At 59.6% G+C, this 25,474-nt stretch carries 22 protein-coding genes and 1 pseudogene; 14 read left to right on the forward strand and 9 right to left on the reverse strand.

Annotation, left to right across the window (positions count from 1 at the left end; translation table 11 throughout):
• Nucleotides 1-3 precede the first annotated feature (3 nt).
• Genes IAI51_RS21260 through tssA form a run of 3 tightly spaced genes read left to right on the forward strand, consistent with a single transcriptional unit; the run spans nt 4 to nt 5,665 of the window.
• Nucleotides 4-768 carry a DotU/TssL family secretion system protein gene (locus IAI51_RS21260; protein ID WP_187680243.1) on the forward strand — a complete coding sequence of 255 codons (765 nt, stop codon included), beginning with the start codon at nt 4-6 and terminating at the stop codon, nt 766-768.
• Nucleotides 765-4,586 carry a type VI secretion system protein gene (locus tag IAI51_RS21265; protein WP_187680244.1) on the forward strand — a complete coding sequence of 1,274 codons (3,822 nt, stop codon included), beginning with the start codon at nt 765-767 and terminating at the stop codon, nt 4,584-4,586. The genes IAI51_RS21260 and IAI51_RS21265 overlap by 4 nt, the downstream gene beginning before the upstream one ends.
• On the forward strand, nt 4,583-5,665 hold the full coding sequence (gene tssA / locus IAI51_RS21270; protein ID WP_187680245.1) for a type VI secretion system protein TssA: 1,083 nt from the start codon (nt 4,583-4,585) through the stop codon (nt 5,663-5,665). Before IAI51_RS21265 ends, tssA begins: the two co-directional genes overlap by 4 nt.
• Here the strand turns inward: tssA and IAI51_RS21275 are convergent.
• The gene (locus IAI51_RS21275; protein ID WP_187680246.1) at nt 5,662-6,630 is read right to left on the reverse strand and encodes a 2-hydroxyacid dehydrogenase; all 969 of its coding nucleotides are present in this window, start codon (nt 6,628-6,630) and stop codon (nt 5,662-5,664) included. The genes tssA and IAI51_RS21275 overlap by 4 nt on opposite strands.
• Nucleotides 6,631-6,802: 172 nt before the next feature.
• Nucleotides 6,803-7,186 (reverse strand): tautomerase family protein, encoded by a 384-nt coding sequence (locus IAI51_RS21280; RefSeq protein WP_187680247.1) that lies wholly within the window; start codon nt 7,184-7,186, stop codon nt 6,803-6,805.
• Nucleotides 7,187-7,798: 612 nt separating this feature from the next.
• Here IAI51_RS21280 and IAI51_RS21285 point away from each other — a divergent pair.
• The 4 genes from IAI51_RS21285 (at nt 7,799) to IAI51_RS21300 (ending at nt 10,284) form a co-directional block, all read left to right on the forward strand.
• Nucleotides 7,799-8,164: a DUF6124 family protein gene (locus IAI51_RS21285; RefSeq protein ID WP_187680248.1), complete on the forward strand. Its 366-nt coding sequence runs from the start codon at nt 7,799-7,801 to the stop codon at nt 8,162-8,164.
• Between the two features lie 190 nt (nt 8,165-8,354).
• On the forward strand, nt 8,355-8,549 hold the full coding sequence (locus IAI51_RS21290; protein ID WP_187680249.1) for a hypothetical protein: 195 nt from the start codon (nt 8,355-8,357) through the stop codon (nt 8,547-8,549).
• Nucleotides 8,550-8,571: 22 nt separating this feature from the next.
• Complete coding sequence (locus tag IAI51_RS21295) at nt 8,572-8,754, forward strand: hypothetical protein (RefSeq protein ID WP_187680250.1); 183 nt, start codon at nt 8,572-8,574, stop codon at nt 8,752-8,754.
• Nucleotides 8,755-9,003: 249 nt separating this feature from the next.
• Nucleotides 9,004-10,284, forward strand: a complete 1,281-nt coding sequence (locus IAI51_RS21300) for an HAAAP family serine/threonine permease (RefSeq protein ID WP_187680251.1) — start codon at nt 9,004-9,006, stop codon at nt 10,282-10,284.
• A 214-nt stretch (nt 10,285-10,498) separates the two neighbouring features.
• Here IAI51_RS21300 and acnB read toward each other — a convergent pair whose 3' ends face one another.
• Nucleotides 10,499-13,108, reverse strand: coding sequence for a bifunctional aconitate hydratase 2/2-methylisocitrate dehydratase (acnB, locus tag IAI51_RS21305; protein ID WP_187680286.1), 2,610 nt, complete (start codon nt 13,106-13,108; stop codon nt 10,499-10,501).
• A 410-nt stretch (nt 13,109-13,518) separates the two neighbouring features.
• On the opposite strand from acnB, the gene IAI51_RS21310 reads away from it, so the two are divergent.
• Nucleotides 13,519-13,989, forward strand: a complete 471-nt coding sequence (locus tag IAI51_RS21310) for a DUF1289 domain-containing protein (RefSeq protein ID WP_187680252.1) — start codon at nt 13,519-13,521, stop codon at nt 13,987-13,989.
• 120 nt (nt 13,990-14,109) lie between these two features.
• Here IAI51_RS21310 and IAI51_RS21315 read toward each other — a convergent pair whose 3' ends face one another.
• A complete protein-coding gene (locus IAI51_RS21315; RefSeq protein ID WP_187680253.1) occupies nt 14,110-14,973 on the reverse strand; it encodes a universal stress protein in 864 nt (287 codons plus the stop codon).
• 159 nt (nt 14,974-15,132) lie between these two features.
• On the opposite strand from IAI51_RS21315, the gene IAI51_RS21320 reads away from it, so the two are divergent.
• The 3 genes and pseudogenes from IAI51_RS21320 (at nt 15,133) to IAI51_RS21330 (ending at nt 17,855) form a co-directional block, all read left to right on the forward strand.
• Entirely contained in the window at nt 15,133-15,735 is a 603-nt protein-coding gene (locus tag IAI51_RS21320) for a tRNA-(ms[2]io[6]A)-hydroxylase (protein WP_122607119.1), read from the forward strand.
• Between the two features lie 142 nt (nt 15,736-15,877).
• Nucleotides 15,878-16,585 carry a response regulator gene (locus tag IAI51_RS21325; protein WP_187680287.1) on the forward strand — a complete coding sequence of 236 codons (708 nt, stop codon included), beginning with the start codon at nt 15,878-15,880 and terminating at the stop codon, nt 16,583-16,585.
• Nucleotides 16,586-17,855: pseudogene (locus IAI51_RS21330) on the forward strand (ATP-binding protein).
• Nucleotides 17,856-17,921: 66 nt separating this feature from the next.
• Here the strand turns inward: IAI51_RS21330 and IAI51_RS21335 are convergent.
• Nucleotides 17,922-18,719: a MipA/OmpV family protein gene (locus IAI51_RS21335; RefSeq protein ID WP_187680254.1), complete on the reverse strand. Its 798-nt coding sequence runs from the start codon at nt 18,717-18,719 to the stop codon at nt 17,922-17,924.
• Nucleotides 18,720-18,963: 244 nt separating this feature from the next.
• On the opposite strand from IAI51_RS21335, the gene glsB reads away from it, so the two are divergent.
• Nucleotides 18,964-19,872, forward strand: a complete 909-nt coding sequence (glsB, locus tag IAI51_RS21340; protein WP_187680255.1) for a glutaminase B — start codon at nt 18,964-18,966, stop codon at nt 19,870-19,872.
• 139 nt (nt 19,873-20,011) lie between these two features.
• Complete coding sequence (locus IAI51_RS21345) at nt 20,012-21,514, forward strand: aldehyde dehydrogenase family protein (protein ID WP_187680256.1); 1,503 nt, start codon at nt 20,012-20,014, stop codon at nt 21,512-21,514.
• A gap of 66 nt (nt 21,515-21,580) precedes the next feature.
• Here the strand turns inward: IAI51_RS21345 and IAI51_RS21350 are convergent, their stop codons facing one another.
• Both IAI51_RS21350 and cynS read right to left on the reverse strand, forming a co-directional pair.
• Nucleotides 21,581-22,240, reverse strand: a complete 660-nt coding sequence (locus IAI51_RS21350) for a carbonic anhydrase (protein ID WP_187680257.1) — start codon at nt 22,238-22,240, stop codon at nt 21,581-21,583.
• A gap of 63 nt (nt 22,241-22,303) precedes the next feature.
• The gene (cynS, locus tag IAI51_RS21355) at nt 22,304-22,771 is read right to left on the reverse strand and encodes a cyanase (RefSeq protein WP_187680258.1); all 468 of its coding nucleotides are present in this window, start codon (nt 22,769-22,771) and stop codon (nt 22,304-22,306) included.
• Between the two features lie 119 nt (nt 22,772-22,890).
• Between cynS and cynR the strand changes: the two genes are divergently transcribed.
• Nucleotides 22,891-23,778, forward strand: coding sequence for a transcriptional regulator CynR (gene cynR, locus IAI51_RS21360; RefSeq protein ID WP_187680259.1), 888 nt, complete (start codon nt 22,891-22,893; stop codon nt 23,776-23,778).
• 337 nt (nt 23,779-24,115) lie between these two features.
• Here cynR and IAI51_RS21365 read toward each other — a convergent pair whose 3' ends face one another.
• Together IAI51_RS21365 and IAI51_RS21370 are read right to left on the reverse strand one after the other, a co-directional pair.
• Entirely contained in the window at nt 24,116-24,445 is a 330-nt protein-coding gene (locus IAI51_RS21365) for a hypothetical protein (protein WP_042559618.1), read from the reverse strand.
• Nucleotides 24,446-24,955: 510 nt separating this feature from the next.
• Nucleotides 24,956-25,459: a GNAT family N-acetyltransferase gene (locus IAI51_RS21370; RefSeq protein ID WP_187680260.1), complete on the reverse strand. Its 504-nt coding sequence runs from the start codon at nt 25,457-25,459 to the stop codon at nt 24,956-24,958.
• Nucleotides 25,460-25,474: the final 15 nt, after the last annotated feature.

Here is a 25,474-nt window from a genome sequence, read left to right on the forward strand (position 1 = left end):
CCTATGTCGCAAGGAAGTGCCGCAAGCCTGGGGTTGCAGGACGCACCGTTGAGCAGCGCGTTCCGCCAGACATGGCAGCAATGGCAACAGGACTGGGTGCAATTGCCCAAGGACAGCGAGGACGAAGCGGCGCTGGTCGAGACGGTGGTCGAGCTGTCCACCCGGGCTTCACAACGCTTGTGGCGCACCGCGTATTCGCGGGTCGGTGACTCGGCAACCGAACAGGTCAAGGCACTGGTTTATGCGTTCGTTGCACTGGTCGACGAAACCCTGCTGTTCACGCCGTGGCCGGGGCAGGGCGCCTGGCAGGATAAGCCGCTGGAGTCGCGCCTGTACTCCAGCCGTCAGGCCGGCGAGCAACTGCCGGCAGCGATTCAAACCCTTCTCGACGAACAACAACCGACCACCCGCGATCTGGCCAACGTGTATTTGCAGTGCCTGATTCTTGGTTTCCACGGCCGTCTGCGCGGTGAACACAGCCAGGCGCAACTGGAAAAATGGCGTCTGGCGCTGTTCAACTTCGCCTGGCAAGACGAAGCCACCTATGCCGACGTCAGCCGCCGGTTGGTACAACCCTCGCTGGCCACACCGTTGCAGTTGCCGGTACGCACCGCGCTGCCGGATGGCTTTCGCCTGACCCTGGGCATTCTCGCCATGGTGTTGCTGTTGACTGCGCTCGGGCATTGGTTGTGGCGTGACATCGGCCAGGAGCTGGCGCCGTTACTGCAAAGCGGTGAGGTGCAGAGTGCGCCGGAGCAAGACTCATGAGCCCGCTGACGATCGTTGCGTGGGTCGTCGCGTTGCTGTTGTTGCTGGTGATCATCGGCGTGGCGGTGTGGTGGTTGCGCACCCAGAGCGGCGCGGCGATCCGCAGTTTCTATGCGTCCGTGCGCCATATGGAACGCGACCAGGGCAACCTCGACCGCTATCAACTGCCGTGGCTGCTGATGCTCGGCGACGAAGTGCAGGGCACACAACTGGTAACGGAGTGGCGCCTGCAGCCGACCGACAAACCGGCGTGGTTCGGGCGCTGGTGGTCAGACCCCGAAGGCGCAGTACTGGTGGTGCCGCAGGCCTTGTTTCTGCCGGATGACGGCATGCATTTACAGCGCGGCAGTTGGTGGCGGCTGCTGGGCCTGATCCTGCGGCTACGCAGCAAGCGGCCGCTGGACGCGGTGATTTGGACTGTACCGGCCAGTCGGCTGAGCAATCTTGAGCAAGCAACACAGTTGGGGCTGGCCGCGCGTCGGCGCTTCATCGACCTGCTGCAACGCTTCGGGCTGAGCGTACCGGTGTACGTGATTGTCACCGGTCTTGAGGAGTTGCCGGGGTTTCAGGAACTGATCAGCGCCTTGCCGGAAGAGGCCAGCGAAGCCACGTTGGGCTGGTCGTCACCCTATGCGCGCGATGCCGTCTGGCAGGGCCAGTGGAGCGATCAGGCACTGGATCGCCTGCACCGGGCTGTGGCTGAGGCAGTGATCGAAATCGGCACCTTGTCCGGGCAGCTGAGTGCGGATTTATATGCCTTGCCGGATCGTCTGGAGACCTTGCGCCGCGGTTTGCAGAACGTGCTGGAGCCGGTGTTTCAGGGCAATGCGCAAGGTGAAGCGCCGTGTTTTCGCGGCGTATATTTCACCGCCAACGTGGCCGGTGAAGAGGCGCAGGACGGTTTTGCCGTGGACGACAGCGGCTTGCAGCGCAGCGCGTTTGCCCGGCAGTTGTGGCGCCAGCGCCTGGTTGGCGAGCGAGGTCTGGCGCACAGCGTGCCGCGCCTGTTGCGTCTGCGCCAGCGCTGGCAACGGCTGACCGCGGGGATCGCGCTGGTGGTGGGGGTAGTCTGGGCGGTGGCGATGCTGTGGGTCTGGCAGGCATCGGTCAAGGATGCCCACGAACTGGCGCGGCAGATGCAGGGCGCACAAAAAGGCTACGTGGCGATCAGCGATGAGGCGCAGCGGATCGACTCGACCCGGCGCAACGTACAGACCTTCTGGCGGGTACTGGAACGCGCCCCGCACTGGAACTATGCCTCGCTGGTTTTCCCGACGTCGTGGTTTTCCTCGCTCGACAACCAACTCGAGCAGGAAGTTTTGCAGTCCACGCAGCGCCATATGGTGGTGCCGTTGCATGACCTGCTGAGCGCGGAGCTGGCGCAGATCAAGGCGATCCGCAGCACCGACCGGCGCAGCAGTGTCGAAAACGACGACCCGGCGCAGTGGCAGAACTATCTGAAAGCGACCGATCTGGTGGATCGGGCGCTGCGTCTGGAGCAGCAGAACCAATTGTTCAATCAGGTGCAAAACAATCAGCGCACCCCGCTGGACGATTTGGTGCAACTGAGCAACAACGCGCTGTCGCTGAATCTCAACACCGGCACCTTGCCCTATGCGGCTTACTACAATCGGCTGCTGGTGGCAGGGGAAGACGGCAGTTTGCAGGCGCTCGACCTGAGCGTCGACCGGCCACTGATCGTCAGTCATTTTTCCGGATTGATGCAGCGCTGGCTGGATCAGTATTTTCTCGCCGACAATTTTGTCAGCAAGGCCGGTTATCTGAAGTTGCACCTGGATCAACTGGAGGCCGGCAGTGGCAACAGCCTGCGCGATCTTGAAGACCTGACCGCGCTGGTCGACGATCTGCAAGCGGCGATTGCCCTGACCAATGCGACGTGGAGCCGTGGCAAGGGGCAGGAATTGGTGCCGGGTTATGGTGATTTCCTGTCCAAAGTGGGCAAGAGCACATTGCTGGGCGCCCAAGTCCAACAAGACCTCGACACGCAAGCGTCACGCTTGCAGCAGAGTTTCCGCGATCAATGGATCGCCCAGATCGGCTCGCGGGACAACCTGCTGGTGCAGCAAGCCAGCGGGCAACTGGCCTTGCAAGATCAAGTGGTGAAGCTCGATAGCGCAATACAGGCGCTGTTCAAACGTGACTTCGTTTCGGCCGCCCTGCGTGCCAGCGAAGACAACGTCAATATGCAAGGCCAGACCGTGGACGGCGATGACCTCAATGAATCGCTGAAGTATTTCGCCGATTACAACAGTTACATCGCCGAAGAACTGCCACGCATTCCGCCGGACTATCGTGTTGCGGTGCTTAAAGCCGCTGAGCGTGCAGCGGCCCAGGTGATGTGGTTGAGCCTCAAGGATCACAACGATCAGACGCATCCTTACGCCGTGTTCAACGTTCAGGCCGAGCAAGCCATGGCCTTGCAGAAGGCCTTCGTCGAGGTGCATCGCCCGGACCTCGCCACGCGCCTGCAAGCGGCCCTCAATCGCCGTGCCATGGCGCAGATTGTTGGTGGCCTGGATGAAATCACCGCGCAACCGCTGTTCGGCGGGCGTGCCGAAATCAGCCAGTGGGACGGTTCGAAAAACCTCGGCCTGGAACTGTTCGGCGCCAGCGATGTGCAGGATCTGAAGCTGAGCCTCAAGCAGCAGTTCAACACCATGCTCGGCATCACTGAACGACGGACGTCATCGTTGCAGTGGCTGATGACGCAGCAGCCCAATCTGTCGGCGCTGGATTATGAACGCGTGACGCAGTTCAGTGCGCTCAACGACGAACTGCGCAAATACAAAGAGGCCAACCCGGCCAGTTCGCCAGCGCAGATCGAGCAACTGGTCAGCCGCGATTTCATCGAAATGGACGTCAATTCCTGCCTGCAAATGTTGCAGACCGCCAACGTTGCGGGGGGACGCGGCACCCTGGCGATGCGCGCGGTGGAGTTGCAACAGGAAGCTATGCAGCGTTGCCAGATGCTGCAAGTGCAACAGGCCGCCGCAGCGTGGAATGAGCTGGCCAACTACTTCAATCAATATCTGGCGGATCGCTTCCCGTTTGCCAACGGCGTGCAGATGCAGGACGCCGACCCGGCGCGGGTTGAGTATTTTCTGCAGTTGATCGACAAACGTCTGCCGGTCGCTCAGGCCGGTCTGGCCACCAACCAGACTCCGGAACGCCTGGCGGCAGCGGATTTTCTCAACCGCCTGAAGCAGGCCAGCACCTGGTTGACGCCGCTGTTCGTGCGCGACAAGAGCGGCATCCTCGGCGTCGAGCTGGACGTGCGCTGGCGCACTGATCGCGATGATGAGCAGGGCGCCGATCAGGTGATTGCCTGGGGCCTGCTCGCCGGTAATCAACAGATCAACTACCCGGCCGCCGAGCAACCGAACCTGCGCTGGATGGTCGGCCAACCGATTCGTCTGACCCTGCGTTGGGCGCGTAATGGCAAGGAGCGCCCAGTCAATGATCCATTGCAACCGAATCTGGTAGTGCGTGATCTGGAGGCCGGGTGGGAGTACGGCGGGCCGTGGTCGTTGCTGCGCCTGATGCGCGCGCATTTCTCGGTGCAGCGTCAGCCAAATGTGGATTACACCGATTTTCCGCTGACGTTGCGTTTGCCCGTGACCGGCTCGCCCGACAGTGTCACCAGCGACTTCACACGAATGTTCGTGCGCCTGTCGCTGATGAGCCAAGGCTCAAAGCTGCCGCTGTCGATAGCACCATTACCGACTCGCGCGCCGCGTTCGCCGTTTCAGGTGACCGGCAGTACAGCCGCGCTTGAATCGCAGAAGGAGGACTTGTGAGCCTGCCATCGACTACGTTGCCGGACTTGATTGACCAGTTGCTTACGCCGATCAACGCGGACGCGCCGTGCGGCGTCGATCTGCGTTATGAACGCGAGTTCGACCAATTGCGCGACCTGCGTCGTGAAGACGACGCCAGCCTGCCGACCGGCGTCTGGCAATCGACGCTCAAGCGCGCGAACTGGCCGGACGTCGAGAAACTGACCACGACTTTGTTGCTGGAGCGCAGTAAGGATCTGATGCTCAGCGCCTGGCTCGGCGAGGCGTGGCTGCACCTGCAAGCGGTGGACGGTTTGCCCGGCAGTCTGGCGCTGGTCGCCGGTTTGTGTGAGCGCTTTCCCGAGCACCTGCACCCGCAGGCCGAGGATGGCGACCAGTCGTGGCGGGTGATTCCGCTGGAATGGCTGGTGCGCCGGTACAGTGAAATATTGCTCACTCGGGTGCCGTTGTTCGGCAGCCGCAACAGCGATTTCGAGGCCTACACCCTGGAAGTCTGGCGGCGTTTGCAGGTACAGCAGGTGCAGGCCAACGACAGCAAGAACGCCAAGACCTCGGCGGAAACTGCGCGCAATGAACAGAAGAAACTCAACGAGCAGATCCGCGCCACGCCGCTGGCCTTCTGGCTGCGCACTCAGGGCAATCTGCTACTGAGCCTGCAACACCTGCAACGGCTCGACACCTGGAGCGATGCCTTTCTGGGGGCTCTGGCGCCGGGGTTGCGCCCCCTGCAGGACACCATTCAGGCGTTGCTGAAACTGGTCCAGGAGTTTATCGCCATGCACCCACAACAACCGGCACCGCCACCCCCTCTGGTCGAAGCACCCGTTGCCGTCGCGCAGCCGGAGGAAACTGCGCCGGTGGCCTTGGCCTTTCGTGAACCGGCCAATCGCGAAGAGGCGTATCGTCAACTGCTGCTGATCGCCGAATACCTGGCGCGCACCGAACCCCACAGCCCGGTGCCGTACCTTATCCGGCGAGGGGTCGAGTGGGGCAACAAACCGCTGAGCGAATTGCTCGGTGAGCTGATCAGCGCCGACGCTGAGTCGCGGCGCTTGTGGAAATTGCTCGGCGTACTTTAGTGCACGCGCTGGCTGCTGAGTTTTGGCGGTAACTGGATCGGCGTAAGCACCGGTTGCCCGGAGAAGAACGCCACCAGGTTTTTCCCCACCAGCTCCACCGTGCCTTGCGTGGCTTCCGGCGAGAGACCGGCAACGTGGGGCGTGAGCAGCACATTGCTCAGGGCTTTCAGCGCCTGCGGCACTTGCGGCTCATGGTCGAAGACATCCAGCGCCGCACCGGCAATGCGCCGCTGCTCAAGCGCGGTTATCAGATCCGCCGTGGCAATCACACTGGCCCGGGCGATGTTGACGATGAAACCTGTGGGGCCGAGCGCATCGAGCACCGCACGGGTCACCAAATGCTGAGTGCCGATTCCGCCCGGCGTGGCGACGATCAGGAAGTCCGAGGCCCGCGCCAGTTCCGTCGGTGTCGAGCAGAACGCGTAAGGCACATCGTTGCGCACCTGGCGGCTGTGATAACTGATCTCCATATCGAAACCGAGGTTGGCGCGTTTGGCTATCGCCAGCCCCACCGCACCCAGCCCGAGAATGCCAAGGCGTTTATTGGCCAGTGACGGACGCATGATCTTCGGCCATTCGCCCCGACGCACAGCGGCATCGCAGTGCGGAATATCCCGAACCAGTGCCAAGAGCATGGCCATCGCATGGTCAGCCACCGACGAGGCGTTGACCCCGGCGCCGTTGGTCACAGTAATTCCCCGGTCGCTGGCGGCTTGCAGGTCGACATGTTCGTAACCGGCGCCAATCACCGTGATGATTTTCAGTGAGGGCAGGGCGGCGATTTCGTCGGCGGTCAGGCCCAGCGGGCCACGGGTCAGCACCGCGTCAATGCGCGGGCCATGGGTGGCGATGGCTTGCGCGCGTTCGGCAGGCGTGGGGGCGAGGATCAGGTGAAAGCCCTGATGCTCGAGAATCGGCAGGTAATCATTGATGGTTTCAACGAGTACCAGAACGGTTGCGGGCATTGCGCGGCTCCTGTGATCGTTGTTGGTTCGGTCGCGAAAGTCGTTGCAGAGTGCTCATTCCAGAGCGGTTTGGCAATGGCCGGACGTTGCTCCGTTCCAGCAGTGTAGGAGCTGTCGCGGGGAGCGCGCGGGCGCTTCGTCAGAAGGCTTTCGTGAAGCTTGGCTCAGCAGATCACGTGACGTACTGCGCGATGCCATTGCCGAACGACCAGTTCTCTTTCTTCACTTCCACCAGATTGATGAACACGTCCTCCAGGCGCACCGCCAGTTGCGTGTGCAAGCTTTCGGCGATGTTTTTGAACAGTAGTTGTTTCTTCTCCACGGTGCGCCCTTCGCTGATGGTGATCTGAATGAACACCACGCCGTCAGTGCGCGGGATGCCGAGGTATTGCGGGTCGTAGATCAAGTGCTGACTGTCGTGTTCGGCGAGGATCTGGAAATTGTCGTGCTCCGGCACATCGATTGAACTGCGCAGGGCGGCGTAGATGAGTTCGCCGACGCGCTTGGCGAAGGTGGGGTCGGGGTTTTTTCTGATGTCGACGCGAACGAGGGGCATGGGCAGAGACTCCGCGGGGCAGGGGGACTCATTCACGCTAGACCATTTGGGGCTGATTTGAAGTATCCGGTGCCTGGGTGGACGTCATCGCTGGCAAGCCAGCTCCCACAGGGATTCTTGATTTGGCCACGATTGAGTGAACAGCGCATAACCCTGTGGGAGCGGGCTTGCCCGCGAAGAGGCCGGCAGTCTTCACGTAGCACAACTTTCTTACAGCAATCTGTCAGGCGATTCGTCATGTTCTTGGGTTGATAAACGCAATTTGATGCGTCTGTTTAAAGACACCCGAAGTTACGTGCCAATGCCCACAAATTCTTGCGCCGTTGCCTACGCGTACGCCAGAATCCGCCGGCTTGTGCGCCTGGAGGGCGGTCGGTAACTTGGTCTGCATCACTGATTTCCAGTGATCGGGCTTAGCGGCCCGATATGCATCCCCGGTTGTACACAAGTCCTATCAAGTCAGACTTTTGTCTGCGCTCGATGGTGGCTGTGCGCATGGCATCTTCGGATGCGCCGGGTTTGGGATGCTTACCGGTCCGCTAACTTGCGCACAGCTGCCACCCTTTTGCTTAGCGGCGGAACGGTTGCAGCCCTTACAAGAGGGAAGCACCCATGTTCAAGGTAACGCCAAACCCGCCGATCTTCGATCCGGCATCCCCCTACGAATCCCCCAACTCCAAGAAATTCCACGAAGCCGCCGAGCGCGCCCTCGACCATTACCTGGCCCCTTCAGCCGCCGAGATCATGGCCGCGCCCTACGTCCCCAATTGCCTGTACATGGCCAACCCGGCCGCCAGTAACGAAGCCTTGCTGGCCGACGCCAGCGAAACCCTTGGCTCGGTCAACGTCACGCTCAACAACTTCGCCGCACTGCTTGAAGGTACGCATCGCCAAACGGCGCTGGGCATTGCGCAGAACGTGATGCTGGCTGAGCTGGCGGTCAATCAAGTGCTCGATAAATGGGTGCCGGCGCAGTAGACCCACGCGGTGGCGGGGCGTGTAGCTCCGCCACTGTTGCTATGGCGGCTTTGTATGAGGCTGCTTACCCGATTCCCGGATTTTGCCTACAAATCCGCCGGATTCGTCCGCTATCCGGCAGGTGATGAATAGGAAATCATGAGGGTACAAAGTAGTCCCGGCAGTCATTGCCAACAGCCAAGGAAGGCGCATGCTTCAGAACGATCGGGAAAATCTGGAACTCGAAAGGCTTCAAAATGAAATTCGTAAACTCGTTGTTGAGAGACTCAAGCTCATGGCGGAGGAAGGCAAATTAAAGCGAGAAAAATTCTGGTATCCAGTCGCGGTAGGCACTGGGGGGCTGACCGCGCTTGCTGCTGTATTAACTCTTTTGATCAAGTTTTAAGTTAACCCGGAAAAGAATAATCATGACCCTAGAAGAACGTGTTGCCAGAATTGAACGTCTGTATCAGGAGGGCGCCGAACTTGCTGAAGAAGCGCAAGACCTCTCACCAGCGGAAATCCGCTCAGAGTTATTCAGGTTCAGCATGGGGGCGCTATTTGCCTTGGTAGTGCTCATCATTGGGACGATAGTTCTCCGTTCGCTTTGAAACGTCCTCGGCAAGTTCGGCGCAAGACATGTTAAAAAACGACGCCGAACATACCTGAAGCCGACAGCAATTTCCCCAAAAACGACACCCCTCTGTTCTGCTCCGCACAACCATTCCTCAGCTAAGTCTTTGCTTCTGCTCATTTATCGCGGAGAATCGCGCCCCTGTTTCGGCCGGAGCATGTCTGTCGGTTTTTTCCGACGCGTCCTGACCGAGTGGCAAGTGACCGGAATGCGGAGATCCGACCGGATGAATGATCAGGCCAAAAGCGTCGACCAACGCTTTGATGCAGCAGCACCCGCTGAACTTTCGAGCTGGAATCGCCAGGACACCACCTGGATGTTGGGACTGTTTGGGACGGCCATCGGCGCCGGCACCCTGTATTTGCCAATCAACGCAGGGTTGGGTGGCTTCTGGCCGCTGGTGATTCTCACGTTGCTGGCGTTCCCGATGACGTTCTTCGCACACCGTGGCCTGACCCGCTTCGTGCTCTCCGGTCGCGAAGGCGCCGACATCACAGATGTCGTCGAGGAGCATTTCGGCATCAAGGCCGGTGCACTGATCACGCTGCTGTACTTCTTCGCCATCTTCCCGATCCTGCTGATCTACAGCGTGGGCCTGACCAACACGGTTGCCAGCTTTCTCGAACATCAACTGCACATCACGCCGCCACCACGGGCGATTTTGTCGTTTGTGCTGATCCTGGGTCTGCTGGCGGTGGTGCGTTGCGGCGAGCAGGCAATCGTCAAGGCGATGAGCCTGATGGTCTATCCGTTCATCGTCGCGCTGTTGTTTCTGGCGGTTTACCTGATTCCACACTGGAATGGCGGCATCCTCGCCACCGCTTCGCAAGTGCCACCACCGTCGGCGTTGCTGCACACGCTGTGGCTGGCGATTCCGGTGATGGTGTTCTCGTTCAACCACTCACCGATCATCTCGGCGTTTGCGGTGGATCAGAAGCGTCGTTATGGCGACAACGCTGACCAGCGCAGCTCGCAGATTCTTTGCCGCGCCCACCTGTTGATGGTGGTGATGGTGCTGTTCTTCGTGTTCAGTTGCGTGCTGACCCTGTCGCCGGAGCAACTGGCGCAAGCGAAGGATCAGAACCTGTCGATCCTGTCGTACCTGGCCAACCACTTCAGCAACCCGACCATTGCGTTTGCGGCGCCGTTGATTGCTTTCGTGGCGATCTCCAAGTCGTTCCTCGGTCACTACATCGGTGCCAGCGAAGGTCTCAAAGGCCTGATCATCAAGAGTGGCAAGCGTCCGGGCGCCAAGGCGCTGGACCGCATGGTGGCGGCGTTCATGCTGGTAATCTGCTGGATCGTCGCAACTCTTGACCCAAGCATCCTGGGCATGATCGAGACCGTCGGTGGCCCAGTGATCGCAGCGATTCTGTTCCTGATGCCGATGTACGCGATTCGCAAAGTACCGGCGATGGCCCGTTATCGTGGCCAGGCGTCGAACGTGTTTGTCACCGCTGTTGGTCTGGTGGCTATCTCGGCGCTGGTTTACAAGCTGTCGCTGTAAAGCAAGATCAATAGATCGCAGTAACAAAAGCCGCTGTACACGATGTGTGCAGCGGCTTTTTTTCGCCTGTCTGGCGCCCATCAGAGGTGTCGCCTGACATGCCGCCATCGCTGGCTTGCCAGCGATGAGGCCGGGACAGGCTCTGACTATTCAGCAGGCATAAAAAAACGCCGCTCATCTCACGATGGGCGGCGTTCTTTATTGCGTTGTAGCGTTAGGCTTGAACGACCGGAATGTTGGCGTTCGCAGCAGCTTCACGGAACTCGGCGATCTGGTCGAAGGACAGGTAGCGGTAGATATCGGCCGCCATGCTGTCGATCTTGCCAGCGTATTCCATGTACTCCTCGACGGTCGGCAGGCGACCCAGGATCGAAGCAACGGACGCCAGCTCAGCCGAGGCCAGGTAGACGTTCGCGCCGTCGCCCAGACGGTTCGGGAAGTTACGGGTCGACGTCGACACCACGGTGCTGTTCGGCTCAACGCGTGCCTGGTTACCCATGCACAGCGAGCAGCCTGGCATTTCCATGCGTGCGCCAGCCTTGCCGTAGATGCCGTAGTAGCCTTCTTCGGTCAGTTGGTGAGCGTCCATTTTGGTCGGCGGCGACAGCCACAGACGGGTTGGCAGCTGACCTTTGACCTGATCCAGCAGTTTACCGGCAGCGCGGAAGTGACCGATGTTGGTCATGCACGAACCGATGAACACTTCGTCGATCTTCTCGCCAGCAACGCTGGACAGCAGACGGGCGTCGTCCGGATCGTTTGGCGCGCACAGTACAGGCTCGCTGATGTCGGCCAGATCGATTTCGATGACTTCGGCGTATTCGGCGTCGGCATCGGCTTCCATCAGCTCAGGGTTGGCAACCCAGGCTTCCATCGCTTGGGCGCGACGTTCCAGAGTACGTGCATCGCCGTAGCCTTCGCCGATCATCCAGCGCAGTAGGGTGATGTTGGAGTTCAGGTACTCGGTGATCGACTCTTTCGACAGCTTGATGGTGCAACCGGCAGCCGAACGTTCGGCCGAGGCGTCGGACAGTTCGAAAGCCTGTTCCAGCGTCAGGCCTTCCAGGCCTTCGATTTCCAGGATGCGGCCGGAGAAGGCGTTTTTCTTGCCTTTCTTCTCGACGGTCAGCAGACCGTTCTGGATAGCGAAGTAAGGAATGGCATGAACCAGGTCACGCAGGGTGATGCCAGGTTTCATTTTGCCTTTGAAGCGCACCAGGATCGATTCCGGCATGTCCAGCGGCATAACGCCAGTGGCTGCGGCGAACGCGACCAGACCGGAACCGGCCGGGAACGAGATGCCCATCGGGAAACGGGTGTGCGAGTCACCACCGGTACCCACGGTGTCCGGCAGCAGCATGCGGTTCAGCCACGAGTGGATGATGCCGTCGCCCGGACGCAGGGAAACGCCGCCGCGGGTCATGATGAAGTCAGGCAGGGTGTGGTGGGTGGTCACGTCGATCGGCTTTGGATAAGCCGCGGTGTGGCAGAAGGACTGCATCACCAGATCAGCAGAGAAGCCCAGGCACGCCAGGTCTTTCAGTTCGTCACGGGTCATTGGACCGGTGGTGTCCTGAGAACCCACGGTGGTCATCTTCGGTTCGCAGTAGGTGCCAGGACGAACGCCTTGGCCTTCTGCCAGACCGCAAGCCTTGCCGACCATTTTCTGCGCCAGGGTGAAACCCTTGGTGCTTTCAGCCGGTGCTTCAGGCTTCTTGAACAGATCGAACGCTGGCAGACCCAGCTCGGCGCGAGCCTTCTCGGTCAGGCCACGGCCGATGATAAGCGGGATACGGCCGCCGGCGCGGACTTCGTCCAGCAGAACCGGGGTCTTCATTTCGAAGGTGGTCAGGACTTCGTCGGTGCCGTGTTTGCAGACTTTGCCAGCATGCGGGTACAGGTCGATCACGTCGCCCATGTTCATGTTGGAAACGTCGAACTCGATTGGCAGTGCGCCGGCATCTTCCATGGTGTTGTAGAAGATTGGTGCGATTTTGCTGCCGAAGCAGAAACCGCCAGCGCGCTTGTTCGGCACGTAAGGCACGTCGTCGCCGAAGAACCACAGCACCGAGTTGGTAGCGGATTTACGCGAGGAACCGGTACCGACCACGTCACCGACGTAGGCGATCGGGAAGCCTTGACCGCGCATTTCTTCGATCTGCTTCATCGGGCCGATGGCGCCCTGCTGATCAGGAACGATGCCGTCGCGAGCCATTTTCAGCATGGCCAGGGCGTGCAGCGGGATGTCTGGACGCGACCAGGCGTCTGGAGCAGGGGACAGGTCGTCGGTGTTGGTTTCGCCAGTTACTTTGAAGACGCGCAGGCTGATCTTGTCGGCCAGGGTCGGGCGGTTCTTGAACCACTCGCCGTCAGCCCAGGATTGCAGCACGGCTTGGGCGTGAGCGTTGCCGTTCTTGGCTTTTTCCGCCACGTCGTGGAACGCATCGAACATCAGCAGGGTGTGCTTGAGTTGCGCGGCAGCGACTGGCGCCAGTTCGGCGTCGTCCAGCATGTCAACCAGGGTCACGATGTTGTAGCCGCCCTGCATGGTGCCGAGCAGTTCTACAGCGCGTTTTTTGTCCAGCAGAGGGGAGGAAACTTCGCCCTTGGCCAGTGCAGACAGGAAACCTGCTTTGACATAAGCGGCTTCGTCCACGCCCGGTGGAATGCGATTGGTGATCAGGTCAACGAGGAATTCTTCTTCGCCAGCCGGAGGGTTTTTCAGCAGCTCGACCAGGCCTGCTGTTTGTTCGGCGTTAAGCGGCTGGGGAACGATACCCAGGGCTGCACGCTCTTCGATATGTTTGCGGTAGGCTTCAAGCACAGTTATTACCCTCATCAGTGGTCCCAAATGGGTGTCCGGGACGCTCATCCCGAAATGGTCGTACTCATGCGCTGCGTGGCGTTGTGGGCCACTTAGCCAGAATTACCGACCATTCCTTACAGAAGCTGCTTTCAAAGTTTTACGCCTGCAGAACGGGGAGCTGATGAGGGTTGGCGTTGGGTTTTTCCCCGCTGGAAAAACCCTTCGCCAACACCGCTCTGAAGGAACGACTGTGCTCGTGACGCTTTGAAAACAGCTTCTAACGGACATTGGCGCCTTAAAAGGCTGGCTGATTCTACGGCAAAAAAAAATTAAAGGTAAGTTCGTCCCTGATGTTTGAGGGGTGATGAATGTTAGACAAAGGGCTAACATGCCGACCTGTTCCGCGTTTCAGTGCCTTTGTCTACCTTATGCCCAATCAGACCATCAAGACCCCCTGCGTCGGCCTCTGCTCCACTGTTTACGGTGATCTGGTGTGCCGTGGCTGCAAGCGTTTCCATCACGAAGTGATCAACTGGAATGGTTACGGTGAGGAGGAAAAGCGTGCGGTGTGGTTGCGCCTGGAACAATTGCTGTCACAAGTGATGGCGGGCAAGGTCGAAATTTTCGATCCCGCGCGCCTTCGCCAGCAGCTGGAACAGCGCAAGATCCGCTTCGTGCCGCATCAGTCGGAATATTGCTGGGCGTATCAGCTGATTGCCCGGGGGGCGCGGGTGATCATTAATCTCGAAGCGTATGGCATGGTGCTGCTGCCGGAGTTTCGTGACTGGAATCTGCCGGAGTTGCGCGATGCCATTGATCGGGAATTCTTCCTGCTGTCGGAAGCGCACTATCAGCGCTACATCGCGCCTGGCTTTTTGAAGGACGCCTTCGGCGCCTGAAAAGCATCGCTGGCAAGCCAGCTCCCACAGGTTTCGAGGTAATGTCGAGAAAGTGGTCACACCTCAAATCCTGTGGGAGCCTGGCTTGCCACCGATGAGGCCCTGTCAACAACACAATTCTCAATGTTTCACCGTCAACTCCACCAGATGATCCTCAACCTCCTGCGGCTTGAGCACCAGCACATCACTTTCCAGCTCATCCAGCACCACTTCAGCGGTATTGCCGATCAGCGCCCCTGACAAGCCTGTGCGCGCCACGGTGCCGATCACGGTCACCGCCGCTTGCAGCTTGTGCGCCATAAACGGAATCAACACATCCGCCGGGCCTTCTTCGATGTGCAAATGTGCGTCGTCGACATCGAATTCCGCCTGAAACGACCGGCACTGTTCACGATAGCGCGCCTCGATGGTCTCACTGAGTTGCAGCGTGGGGTCTGCGGCCGACAACATCGGCGAGGGATGGGCGCTGATCACATGCAGATGCCCCTTGGCCAGGCTGGCAATGTCATAGCCATGATCAATGATGGTGGTGTGCAGATGACGGTGCTCACCGTCGACATTGCCCACGTCGACAGCGGCCAGAATCACCCGGTCCTTCCAGGACGTGGATGTTTTCACCAACAGCACCGGAGTAGGGCAGTGGCGCAGCAGCTTCCAGTCCGCCGGGGTCAGCAGGGCTTTTTTCAGCGAGCTGTCGGGGAAATGCTGTTTGACTACCAATCCGCTGCCTTCGGCCTGCTGCACGTCGATGATGGTTTCGTGCAGGCTCTCGTTCCACGCCTGCTCAGTGGTCACGCTGTAGCCGTCCTCCAGCAGCGCAGCTTTGAGCACGCTGAGCATGGCGGCGTGGTCGTGCTTCTTGTCGCACACCAGCAGGTGCAGATGGGCCTGGGTCACCCCGGCGATCAACTTGGCGCGCTTGAGCGCCAGGCTTTCCGAGTGTTCGGGTTCGATGACCACCAGAATGCTGCGAATGGCTTGCATGAGCGGAGTCTCCAGCAAAGAAAAGGCACGGCGTTGCACAACTATAGTTGCTGCTCCAACACCTGCGACTTGATGCATATCAACACCCGCCGCTGGTGGTCTGCGGACAGGCCGGTATAATCGGCGCCCTTCGCTCGAACACCTTTTACCGTGAGCCCCATGATCCTTCCCGAAATCCACGAATTCCTTGGCTGCCGCACACCCGACGCCTGGGTGCAGGCGGCACTGGCCGATCAGGAAACCCTGCTGATCGACCACAAGAACTGCGAGTTCAAGGCGGCCAGCACCGCGCTGAGCCTGATAGCCAAGTACCATTCCCACGTCGATCTGATCAACATGATGTCGCGTCTGGCCCGGGAAGAACTGGTGCACCACGAACAGGTCATGCGCATCATGAAGCGCCGCAAGATCGAGCTGCGTCAGTTGCATGCCGGCCGCTACGCCTCGGGCCTGCGCAAAGTGGTACGCAGCCATGAGCCGGTGAAACTGGTGGATACGCTGGTGGTCGGGGCGTTTATCGAAGCGCGCAGTTGCGAGCGTTTCGAAGCACTGGTGCCGCATTTGGACGAAGAACTCGGTAAGTTCTACTTTGGCCTGCTGAAAAGCGAGGCGCGGCATTTTCAGGGTTATCTGAAGCTGGCTTATCAATATGGCGATGCAAAAGACATCGCTCAGGTGATCGAGAAAGTGCGTGCTGCCGAGCAAGAACTGATCGAATCGCCGGACGACGAGTTCCGTTTCCATAGCGGCGTACCTGCCTGAGATTGTTAAAAACTCTTAAGAGTATGAAACATCACCGAAAACCGGCCCCAGTGGCCGGTTTTTGCTGCCCGCTGTAAACGCCACAACAATGTTTGCCGCCATAATGGCGCCCACTTCACACATGGGTTGGCAAATGGTCGTTATGGATAACCTGGGTTTTGGCAAAGTCCTGCTGGTGGAAGACGATGAGCGCCTTGCCGCACTGATCGCGCACTTCCTCGAACAGCACGGCTACGAGGTGCGCACGGTGCATCGCGGTGATCTGGCCGTGGCCGCGTTCCATGAGTTCAAACCGAAAGTGGTGGTGCTCGACCTGATGCTGCCGGGGCAGAGCGGTCTGCACGTGTGCCGGGAAATCCGCAGTGTGTCGGACACGCCGATCGTGATTCTGACCGCCAAGGAAGACGATCTCGACCACATTCTGGGCCTTGAGTCCGGTGCCGATGACTACGTGATCAAGCCGATCAAACCGCCGGTATTGCTGGCCCGATTGCGCGCATTGCAGCGGCGGCAGGCGCCGGACAGTGGGGTGGTCAGTTCTCTGGAATTCGGTCAGTTGAGCATCGACCGCAGTTGCCGCGAGGTACGCCTGGCGGGCGAGATCATCGAAATGACCACCATGGAATTCGAGCTGCTGTGGTTGCTGGCCAGTGCGGCCGGCAATACGCTTTCACGCGATGACATCCTCAACCGTATGCGCGGCATTGCCTTCGATGGGCTGAACCGCAGCGTCGACGTGTACATCAGCAAATTGCGCAACAAGCTCAAGGACAACCCACGCGAACCGGTGTGCATCAAGACCGTGTGGGGCAAGGGTTATCTGTTCAATCCGTTTGCGTGGGAGCTTTAGATGCTGCGGTTATTTCTCGGTCTGTTTCTGGTGATGACGGTGGGGCTGGTGTTGGCTCTGCAGACGGTCGAGCGCACATTCGACGCGCTGCTCGATTATCAGATGGAGGATTACAACCGCGAGGCGATGCGCGGGCAGGTCTGGACGCTGAGCGAGCTATTGCGTGGCCTCGACGGCCCGGCACGGGAAAAGCAGCTTGAGGCCATTCGCCCGCACTACGGTTCGGGGCTGACGCTGGTTGAAGCCGAACAACTGGCATTGAGCGACAAGGAAAAAACCGAGCTGGCTCAAGGGCGACTGGTGATCCGCGACAAGTACACCCACTACATCGGCTCAATTGATGGCGGCTCGCAGTTGCTCAGTATCCGTCTGCCGGCCGAGCCCAGTTTGATGCCGTTTTACCTTGCGGCGGCGTATCTGATGATCGCGGTGATGATTGGTTTCGTCCTGTTCTTCTGGGTGCGCCCGCACTGGCGTGATCTGGAAAAACTGCGTCTGGCCGCCGAACGTTTCGGCGACAACGATCTGTCAGTACGCATTCAGCTGTCCAAACGCTCGAACATCCGTGATCTGGCCGAGCATTTCAACCTGATGGCCGCACGTATCGAAAGCCTCATCGCCAATCAGCGCGAATTGACCAATGCGGTATCCCACGAACTGCGCACGCCGATTGCGCGGCTGTCGTTTGAGCTCGATCAGCTCAAGCAGTCTCCGGACGCCAGCCAGAATCGCGAACTGATTGCCGATATGTACGCCGACCTTGGCGAGCTGGAGGAAATGGTCTCCGAGCTGCTGACCTATGCCAGCCTCGAGCGCGGCGCGACGGTGATCAAGCGCGAGATGGCTGGACAGCGTGGTCGGCAGTGTGGCGCTAGAGGCAGAGGCGGCGGGGGTGCAGTTGTTGATCGGTGATTGCCGCCTCGACACGGTGCGCATCGAGCCGCGGTTCATGGCACGGGCGGTGATCAACCTGCTGCGCAATGCAATTCGCTATGCCGAGCAGCGTGTTGAGGTGACGCTGGTGCGCACGGGTGATTACTACGAAGTGCGGGTCAACGATGACGGGCCGGGGGTGCCGGTGGATGGTCGGGAGAAGATCTTTGAACCGTTCTCGCGGCTGGATGCCAGCCGGGATCGCCGCACGGGTGGCTTTGGCCTGGGGTTGGCGTTGGTGCGGAGGGTCTCGCAGTCTCATGGCGGGCAGGTTGAAGTCGGGGATTCGCCTTGGGGCGGGGCGTCGTTTCGCATGACCTGGGCGCATCTGGATTGATTGCACTGTCAGTGGCGGCCCCATCGCTGGCTTGCCAGCGATGAGGTCATCAAAGACGCCACAAAATCAAAAGCTGTACGCCACCTGCCCAACCGCTGAAGTCTGCAACCTGCGGTCGACAATCGGGCTGTCCGCCGCCTCACTACTCAGGTACTGCACCGCCAGCACCGAAGACACACTCCAGCGCTCATCAATGGGCAACGTCCAGGTCAACTCTCCACCGCGACTGACCAGCCCGCCTTTCGCCTCATAAGCGCCGAACTTGCTGCGCGCAGCCTGCGCCGAGCTGACGCCGTACCAGGTGCGCAGGTAATCGCCATCGCCAAACTGGCTGTTCAACCCGCCGATCACTTTGCCATATCGACCTTCATACAACGGCAAGTTGATACTCAGCTTCAGTCGGTTCCACGACGAGCCGGTGTCGCGGTCATCGTCGTCCTTTTCCAGCGCATGCTCGAAGCTCGCTCCAAGAATGATCGGCCCCATGTGGTAGCTGCCATCCACGCCCAACACCGGGCGTGATTTGATCGAACCCATGCCGTTCAACTCGTCAGAGCCTTTGAATCCGCTCTTGCGATCCTTGCGCACATCGCTGGCCCCGACGTAGACGCTGAGACCGAAATTGTCTTCATCAAACCCCCAACCCAGTCCCCGACCCGTGTCGAGAAAAAAGCCCTGGGGGCTGACCACTTTGACACCCACCAGCGGCGCCGTTACCCGCTCACCACTGCCGCTGTAGCGCGGCGCGTTGACCACGCCTGCATGCAGGGTCGTGTGCCAGTCTTCGGCGCGCAACGAACCGCCGGGAATCAGCAAGCAAAGGGAAGTCAGAGACAAGGAGAGTGTGCGAAACGGAACTGGCATGAGGCACCCGAGAGTAATGTGGATGCGCCCATGCTAGGTGGCTGCCGGCCAGCAATCTTTGGCAGCTTTGTCGGGAAACTGTCAAAGACTGTGAAGGCAGTCACCAGGTGCTCTCCGATAGCAGGGGTGTGCGCTTGAGCCTGGAACATTTTGCTCGACACCCGCCGGTGTGATTCGACCCGCGCCGGCAGCGTCTAGCCCCAGTGTCCCCGCAATCCCATGGGGCGAGACTTCGGAACCCGGCATGCAAGCGCTGTTGAACGAGATCCTGGACGCTGTCCGGCCCCTGATCGGTCAGGGCAAAGTGGCTGACTACATTCCTGCCCTCGGCACCGTGCCGGCCAATCAGTTGGGCATCGCCGTGTATGGCAACGACGGCGAGATGTATTTTGCCGGCGACGCCGAGACGCCGTTCTCGGTGCAGAGTATTTCCAAGGTGTTCAGCCTGGTGCAGGCGATTGATCACTCGGGTGAGGCGATCTGGGAACGCCTCGGCCATGAGCCGTCCGGTCAGCCGTTCAACTCGCTGGTGCAGCTGGAATTCGAGCGTGGCCGACCGCGTAATCCGTTCATCAATGCCGGTGCGCTGGTGATCTGCGACATCAACCAGTCGCGCTTCGCCGCACCGACGCTGTCGATGCGTGATTTTGTCCGGCGCCTGTCGGGCAATCCGCAAGTCATGATCGACGCCAAGGTCGCTGATTCCGAATATCAGCACCGTGCGCGCAACGCGGCGATGGCGTACCTGATGCAATCCTTCGGCAACTTCCACAACGACGTCGAGTCGGTTCTGCGTAGCTATTTCAGCCATTGCGCGCTGCGCATGAACTGCATTGATCTGGCCCGCGCGTTCTGCTTTCTGGCCAACGACGGTTTCTGCAAACACAGTGGCGAACAGATACTGACGCGCCGCCAGACCCAGCAGGTCAACTCGATCATGGCCACCAGCGGACTGTATGACGAGGCGGGCAACTTCGCCTATCGCGTTGGCCTGCCGGGTAAAAGTGGCGTGGGCGGCGGGATCGTCGCGGTGGTGCCGGGGCAGTTCACTGTGTGCGTGTGGTCGCCGGAGTTGAATGCTGCGGGGAATTCGCTGGCGGGGATGGCGGCGCTGGAGATGCTCAGTTCGCGGATTGGCTGGTCCGTGTTCTGACCCGATCAGTCAAACACCACAAAATCCTGTGGGAGCTGGCAAGCCAGCTCCCACAGGGATAGCGGTGTTTGCGGAAGGTGTATTTCAGCGAAGAATCCTATACATTTTGCGCCCGCCCTCTGCATGGTGAATCCGCTTCATGTCTCTTGCGCTCGAACGTCTGGTTGCTGGCACGCCGATCCCTTTCGCTGGTAACCGCGTCACCGTGGTCAGCCCCGAACTGGCCGCGCGCTTTCAGCCCGGTGATCACCTGCTGGTTGAGCAGGTGAGTGGCGAACTGTTGCTGATTCCGGTCGCCGATCAACAAGCGGCCTCTGTCGCGATCGAACGTGCGGCAGCGGCATTTACCGCGCTGTCGGCGGTGTCCGATGAGGCGATCAGTCAATTCTTCGATCTGTTCGCGCAGCGCCTGGAAACACCGGATTGCTGGGCACAGATTGAAGCCGCCAATCTCGCCGATATCGAGCGGGCCAAGGCACGCGGGCGTTCCACCACGCGTCTGCTCGCCGACGAGCGTATGCGCGGCGATATGATTGCCGGCCTGCGTGCCTGGCGTGATGCGCCGGCGACGCGCGGCAAAGTCATCAGCAGCGTTGAACACGATGGCTGGAAGGTCGAGCAAGTCGTCTCGCCGCTGGGCATCGTCGCGTTTGTCTTTGAAGGTCGCCCTAACGTCTTCGCCGATGCGGCCGGTGTCTTGCGTACCGGTAATACGGCGGTGCTACGGATTGGCAGCGATGCGCTGGGGACGGCGCAAGCCATCGTCACACATGCGCTGAACCCGGCGTTGGCTGCGGCCGGTCTGCCGGCGGGCGCGGTGTCGTTGGTGGAGAGCGTCAATCACGCCGCCGGTTGGGCGATGTTTGCCGATCGGCGTCTGTCGCTGGCGGTGGCTCGTGGTTCGGGGCGCGCGGTCAGTCAATTGGGCAGCATTGCCCAGCAGGCCGGGACTGCGGTCAGCCTGCATGGCACCGGTGGGGCGTGGTTGATTGCCGATCGTGAAGTTGATGCCAAACGCTTTGCGGCGGTGGTACGCAATTCGCTGGATCGCAAAGTCTGCAACACCCTGAACGTCTGCCTGATTCAGCGCGAGCGCGCCGCCGAATTGGTGCCACTGTTCCTCGATGCGCTGCAACAGGCCGGCACCGCGCGCGGCCAGGGCTGCAAATTGCACATCGTTGAAGGCAGCGAAAGTTGCCTGCCCACTGAATGGCAGAACGCGACGGTCGAGGTCTATCGCGCCGAGGGTTATCAGACCGAAGCACTGGCCGAACCACTGGCGGAATCTGCGTTGGGTCGCGAGTGGGAATGGGAGGAAACGCCGGAAGTCAGCCTGATGATCGTTGAAGATCTGGATCAGGCCATTGCGCTGTTCAACCGCTACAGCCCGCAATTTACCGTGTCGCTGATCAGCGAAGATGCGCAGGTTCAGGAGCGGTTCTACAACGCGGTGAATGCGCCGTTTGTGGGCAATGGCATCACCCGATGGGTCGATGGCCAGTACGCACTGAACAAGCCTGAGCTGGGGCTTTCGAACTGGGAGAGTGGGCGGTTGTTTGCGCGCAGCGCGATTCTTTCGGGGGATGGTGTGTTTACGGTGCGTAGTCGCATGAGCCAGATCGACCTGACCGTAAAACGCTGACTGCGTTGTGCAGGAACTGCCGAAGGCCCGAGCCTTCGGCAGTTCCTACAGGGGGCAAAGTGTATTTCAGGCTGCTTCGGTGGTGTTTGCCTGAACTGCGCAAGCCGCCGGTTGTTCGGCCAGCGGCACAAAGGTGCGGCGGTCCGAGGACAGCGCATCGATCGAGCCAGTCTCGATGTCATACACCCAGCCATGCAGATTCAGCAGGCCTTTCTCCTGGGCCAGGCGCACACTCGGATGGGTCTGGATATTCGCCAACTGCGCGATCACGTTTTCGCGCACCATCGAACTCAATTTCGCCGCGTCATTGGCATGCGGCCGCGCTTCGTTCACCACTTTTGCCGACTCGGCATGTTGTAGCCAGCCACTGACGGCGGGCAGGTGATCCATGCATTTGCACTTCGCAATCGCCGTCATCGCACCGCAATCGGAGTGTCCGCAGATCACAATGTCCGTCACGCCAAGCACCGCCACCGCATATTCCACTGTCGCCGACACCCCGCCCGGATGAGGGCTGTAGGACGGCACGATATTGCCGGCGTTGCGGATCACAAACAGCTCGCCGGGTTCTTGCTGGGTCAGCAGTTCCGGCACGACACGGCTGTCGGAACAGGTGATGAATAATGTGCCGGGCTGTTGGGTGGTCGCCAGGTGTTTGAACAGTTCGGTGCGTTGCGGGAAGGCTTCGTTCTGGAACTTCAGGAAACCGTCGATCAGGGCTTTCATGTGCATGTCCTCTTCAATGGAGATCGGTGGGCCCGCACGCGAGGTGCGGCGGGCCGGGGCACATCAGAACGGACGCAGGGGCAGGAATTTGCCGTCGAGGGTGACCACGGCGCGGGAACCGCCTTCCGGGTCTTCGACTTTCTTGATGTCCAGTTTGAAGTTGATCGCGCTGATGATGCCGTCGCCGAATTGCTCATGAACGAGGGCTTTGAGGGTGGTGCCGTAGATCTGGATCATCTCGTGGAAACGGTAGATGGTCGGATCGGTCGGCACACCGCTGAGGCTGCCGCGCAACGGGATGATTTGCATCGCTGATACATCGGCTGCATCCAGCTCAAGTTTGTCACCTACTACTTGGGCAGCGTTTTCCGGCAGAGGATGCTGGCCGAGTAGGGCGGCGGTGACGAACGCCAGGCTCAGGCCGGTGCCGTCGGTGAGATCCTGCCACGACAGATTTTTGCCTGCCTTGGCGTCGAGAATACGGGTGGTCAGGGCCAGACTGGTGTCGTTGTAGGCGTGGGACTGTTGCATGGTGTCACTCCTTTCAGGGTTGGCTTGCTGTGTGGGATTCATCTTCTGCCGATTGATCCATAGCGTCCAAGATCCATATACAATGCTTCGCATAAGCCTTGCCTATAGATGGTGTACCCATGCTGTTGCGACATTTGCGTTACCTGCTGGCCGTTGCCGATCACGGCGGCTTTACCCGCGCGGCCGAGGCGCTGCATGTCTCGCAGCCGACCCTGTCGCAACAGATTCGCCAACTGGAGGAAACCCTGGGTGTGAACCTGTTTGATCGCACCTCGCGGACGGTAAAGCCCACCGATGCCGGCGAGGCCTATATCGAATGCGCGCGGCGGGTGTTGGTGGAACTGGAGGCGGGCAAGCGCGCGTTGCACGACGTGAAGGATCTGACCCGTGGCACTTTGCGTCTGGCCATGACGCCGACGTTCATGGCTTATCTGGTCGGGCCATTGGTGCGCGATTACACGGCGCGGTTTCCGGGGATTCATTTGCAGATCTTCGAGTTGTCGATGGACGACATTGAGGCAGGGCTTGCGGATGACTCGCTGGATATCGCGATTGCATTTACTCCGGTGCGCAGCCCGGACATCGAGTGCATTCCGGCGTTTGTCGAAACGCTGGGGGTGATGGTCGGGCGCGAGCATCCGTTTTACGACAGCACGGCGGTGCTGACCTCGGATGACGTTGCGCAACTGGATTTTGCGCTGCTGGCGCCGGACTTCATCACGCGGCTATCGGTGGATGAGTATTTCCGTCAGCACGGGATCACGCCCAAAGTGCGTATTGAAGTGAATTCGGTCAGTACGCTGCTGGAGGTGGTGCGACATTCGCCGATTGCGACGATGTTGCCGGAGGCGATTGCGACTGAGGATCGCGCTTTGCGCAGGCTGCGGGTAGAAAGCGAAGCGCCGCGGCGAGGGGCGGCGTTGTTGCGGCGCAGGAATAATTATCACAGTGCGGCGGCGGTGGCGTTTGTGGAACTGGTGTTGAGCATGGGAAGCCCCTCACCCTAACCCTCTCCCGGAGGGAGAGGGGACTGACCGAGGTGTTGGTGGCTAATGCGCCGACCTGAAATATTGAAGTTGGATGTAGATCGCAAGCACACTCCAGATCGACTCCCTTTCCCCGAGGGCGAGGGGACTGACCGAGGTGTTGGTGGCTAATGCGCCGACTTGAAATATTGAAGTTAAATGTAGATCGCAAGCACGCTCGAGATCGGCGCCCTCTCCCTCCGGGAGAGGGCTGGGGTGAGGTGATAGATTTAACTAACACCACAAAGCTTACGCCATACACAAAAAAGGGCCTGCTCCATAGCTGGAAGCAGGCCCTTTTTATTGTTGAAGTTGTAAATCAGCAGAACCGATCAATCACCCGAACTTCATTCTTGTTCTGCATCGAGTCCCACGCTTGTTTCAGCGTCTGCAGAACATTACCGATGAAGTCCTTGTCGGCCGCGGCTTTTTTGCCGACATAACCTTGGCCGCGGCGGTACATCTTCAGGCGGGCCAGCAGGTTCTGATTGTTGCGGTCGAACTCTTCTTCGCCAGCGTGGGGCGCCAGGCAGTCGATATGCACTTGGCCCGATTTGCTGATCCACAGAATATGGCTGTCGAGGCTGTCTTTTTGCGCAGCGAACATACGAGCCAGTTCTTCGATAGTAGGTTGATTGTTCAGATTCATGATTTTGCCCCTTGACCAGTCTGGTGATCTTTCAAAGTTGATTCGCTAATACAGGTAGCCCATCGGTTAGTTGATCCCTGGCACCGAAACCAGGACGTCAGCGCTCGCCCGTGTGAAGTACGGGGTCGTGCATCTGTTGCATGTAGTCGTGTTGAATAACTGCTACGCAATAGCGTCACAACGAGGAGAAGCAGCGAAAACCGGGAGGCTCCTTGACGACATTTTCAGTGTCGACCACAAGCGTCTTGAGAATTTTCGCCAGCGCTTCTCGTCCTTGTACTGGACGTTCAGGCCAGGTCAGCTTCTTCAATCTGCCTTGTGGGCAGCGTGTATCCGGAAAAAACAACTCGGCGGTCAGACGAGTTTGCTCAAGCGTATTACCAATGTTCCCGATCGGGGAACGTCTTCATCATGCAAAAGCAAAACGACGCCGTCAACGGTTTTGTAGTGATTATTTTTGTTCACTACATATTGTCGGACAAAGCTGTTTTGGAATGAGAAAGGATCCGTTCACGCAACGGAAAAGGGGCTGCGCAGAACATAGAACGTACACGGATAACCGTCTACTTCGCGCTGCAGCAAGGTGAGCTCGCCGCCGCTCAATTCCGGCATCAGCCTGGCCCAGAAGCGCTGCGCAGGCCGGTTGGCATCGATATGGAAAATCTGCCACTGACCCGGGATACGGCTCAAGAGGGCAGAGACGACAAACTGCGCGACACCTTGGCCACGAAAGCGTCGGGCGAGAAAGAAGTAGCCGATGTTGTGTTCGGCGCTGGCGATGTGGGTTTCGTTATCGACGGTCACGAAACCGGCGAGTTCGTCGTCGACCCGGATCAGGAAGGGTTGGGTTGCGGGATGGCGCCAGTATTCGTCTTTCGGTTGGATGCTGAAAAAGCCATGCTCGGCGAGCTTCAAAGGCAGCCATTGGCTGAAGTCATACATGTAGAACTGCATCAGGTTTTCGAGGGTTTGCAGTTCGTCGCGCTGGGCGGGGTGCAGTTCGACGTTATGCATGCTTTGGCTTCCTGA

Origin of the sequence: Pseudomonas sp. N40(2020) (assembly GCF_014472415.1) — a bacterium.
Classification (GTDB): domain Bacteria; phylum Pseudomonadota; class Gammaproteobacteria; order Pseudomonadales; family Pseudomonadaceae; genus Aquipseudomonas.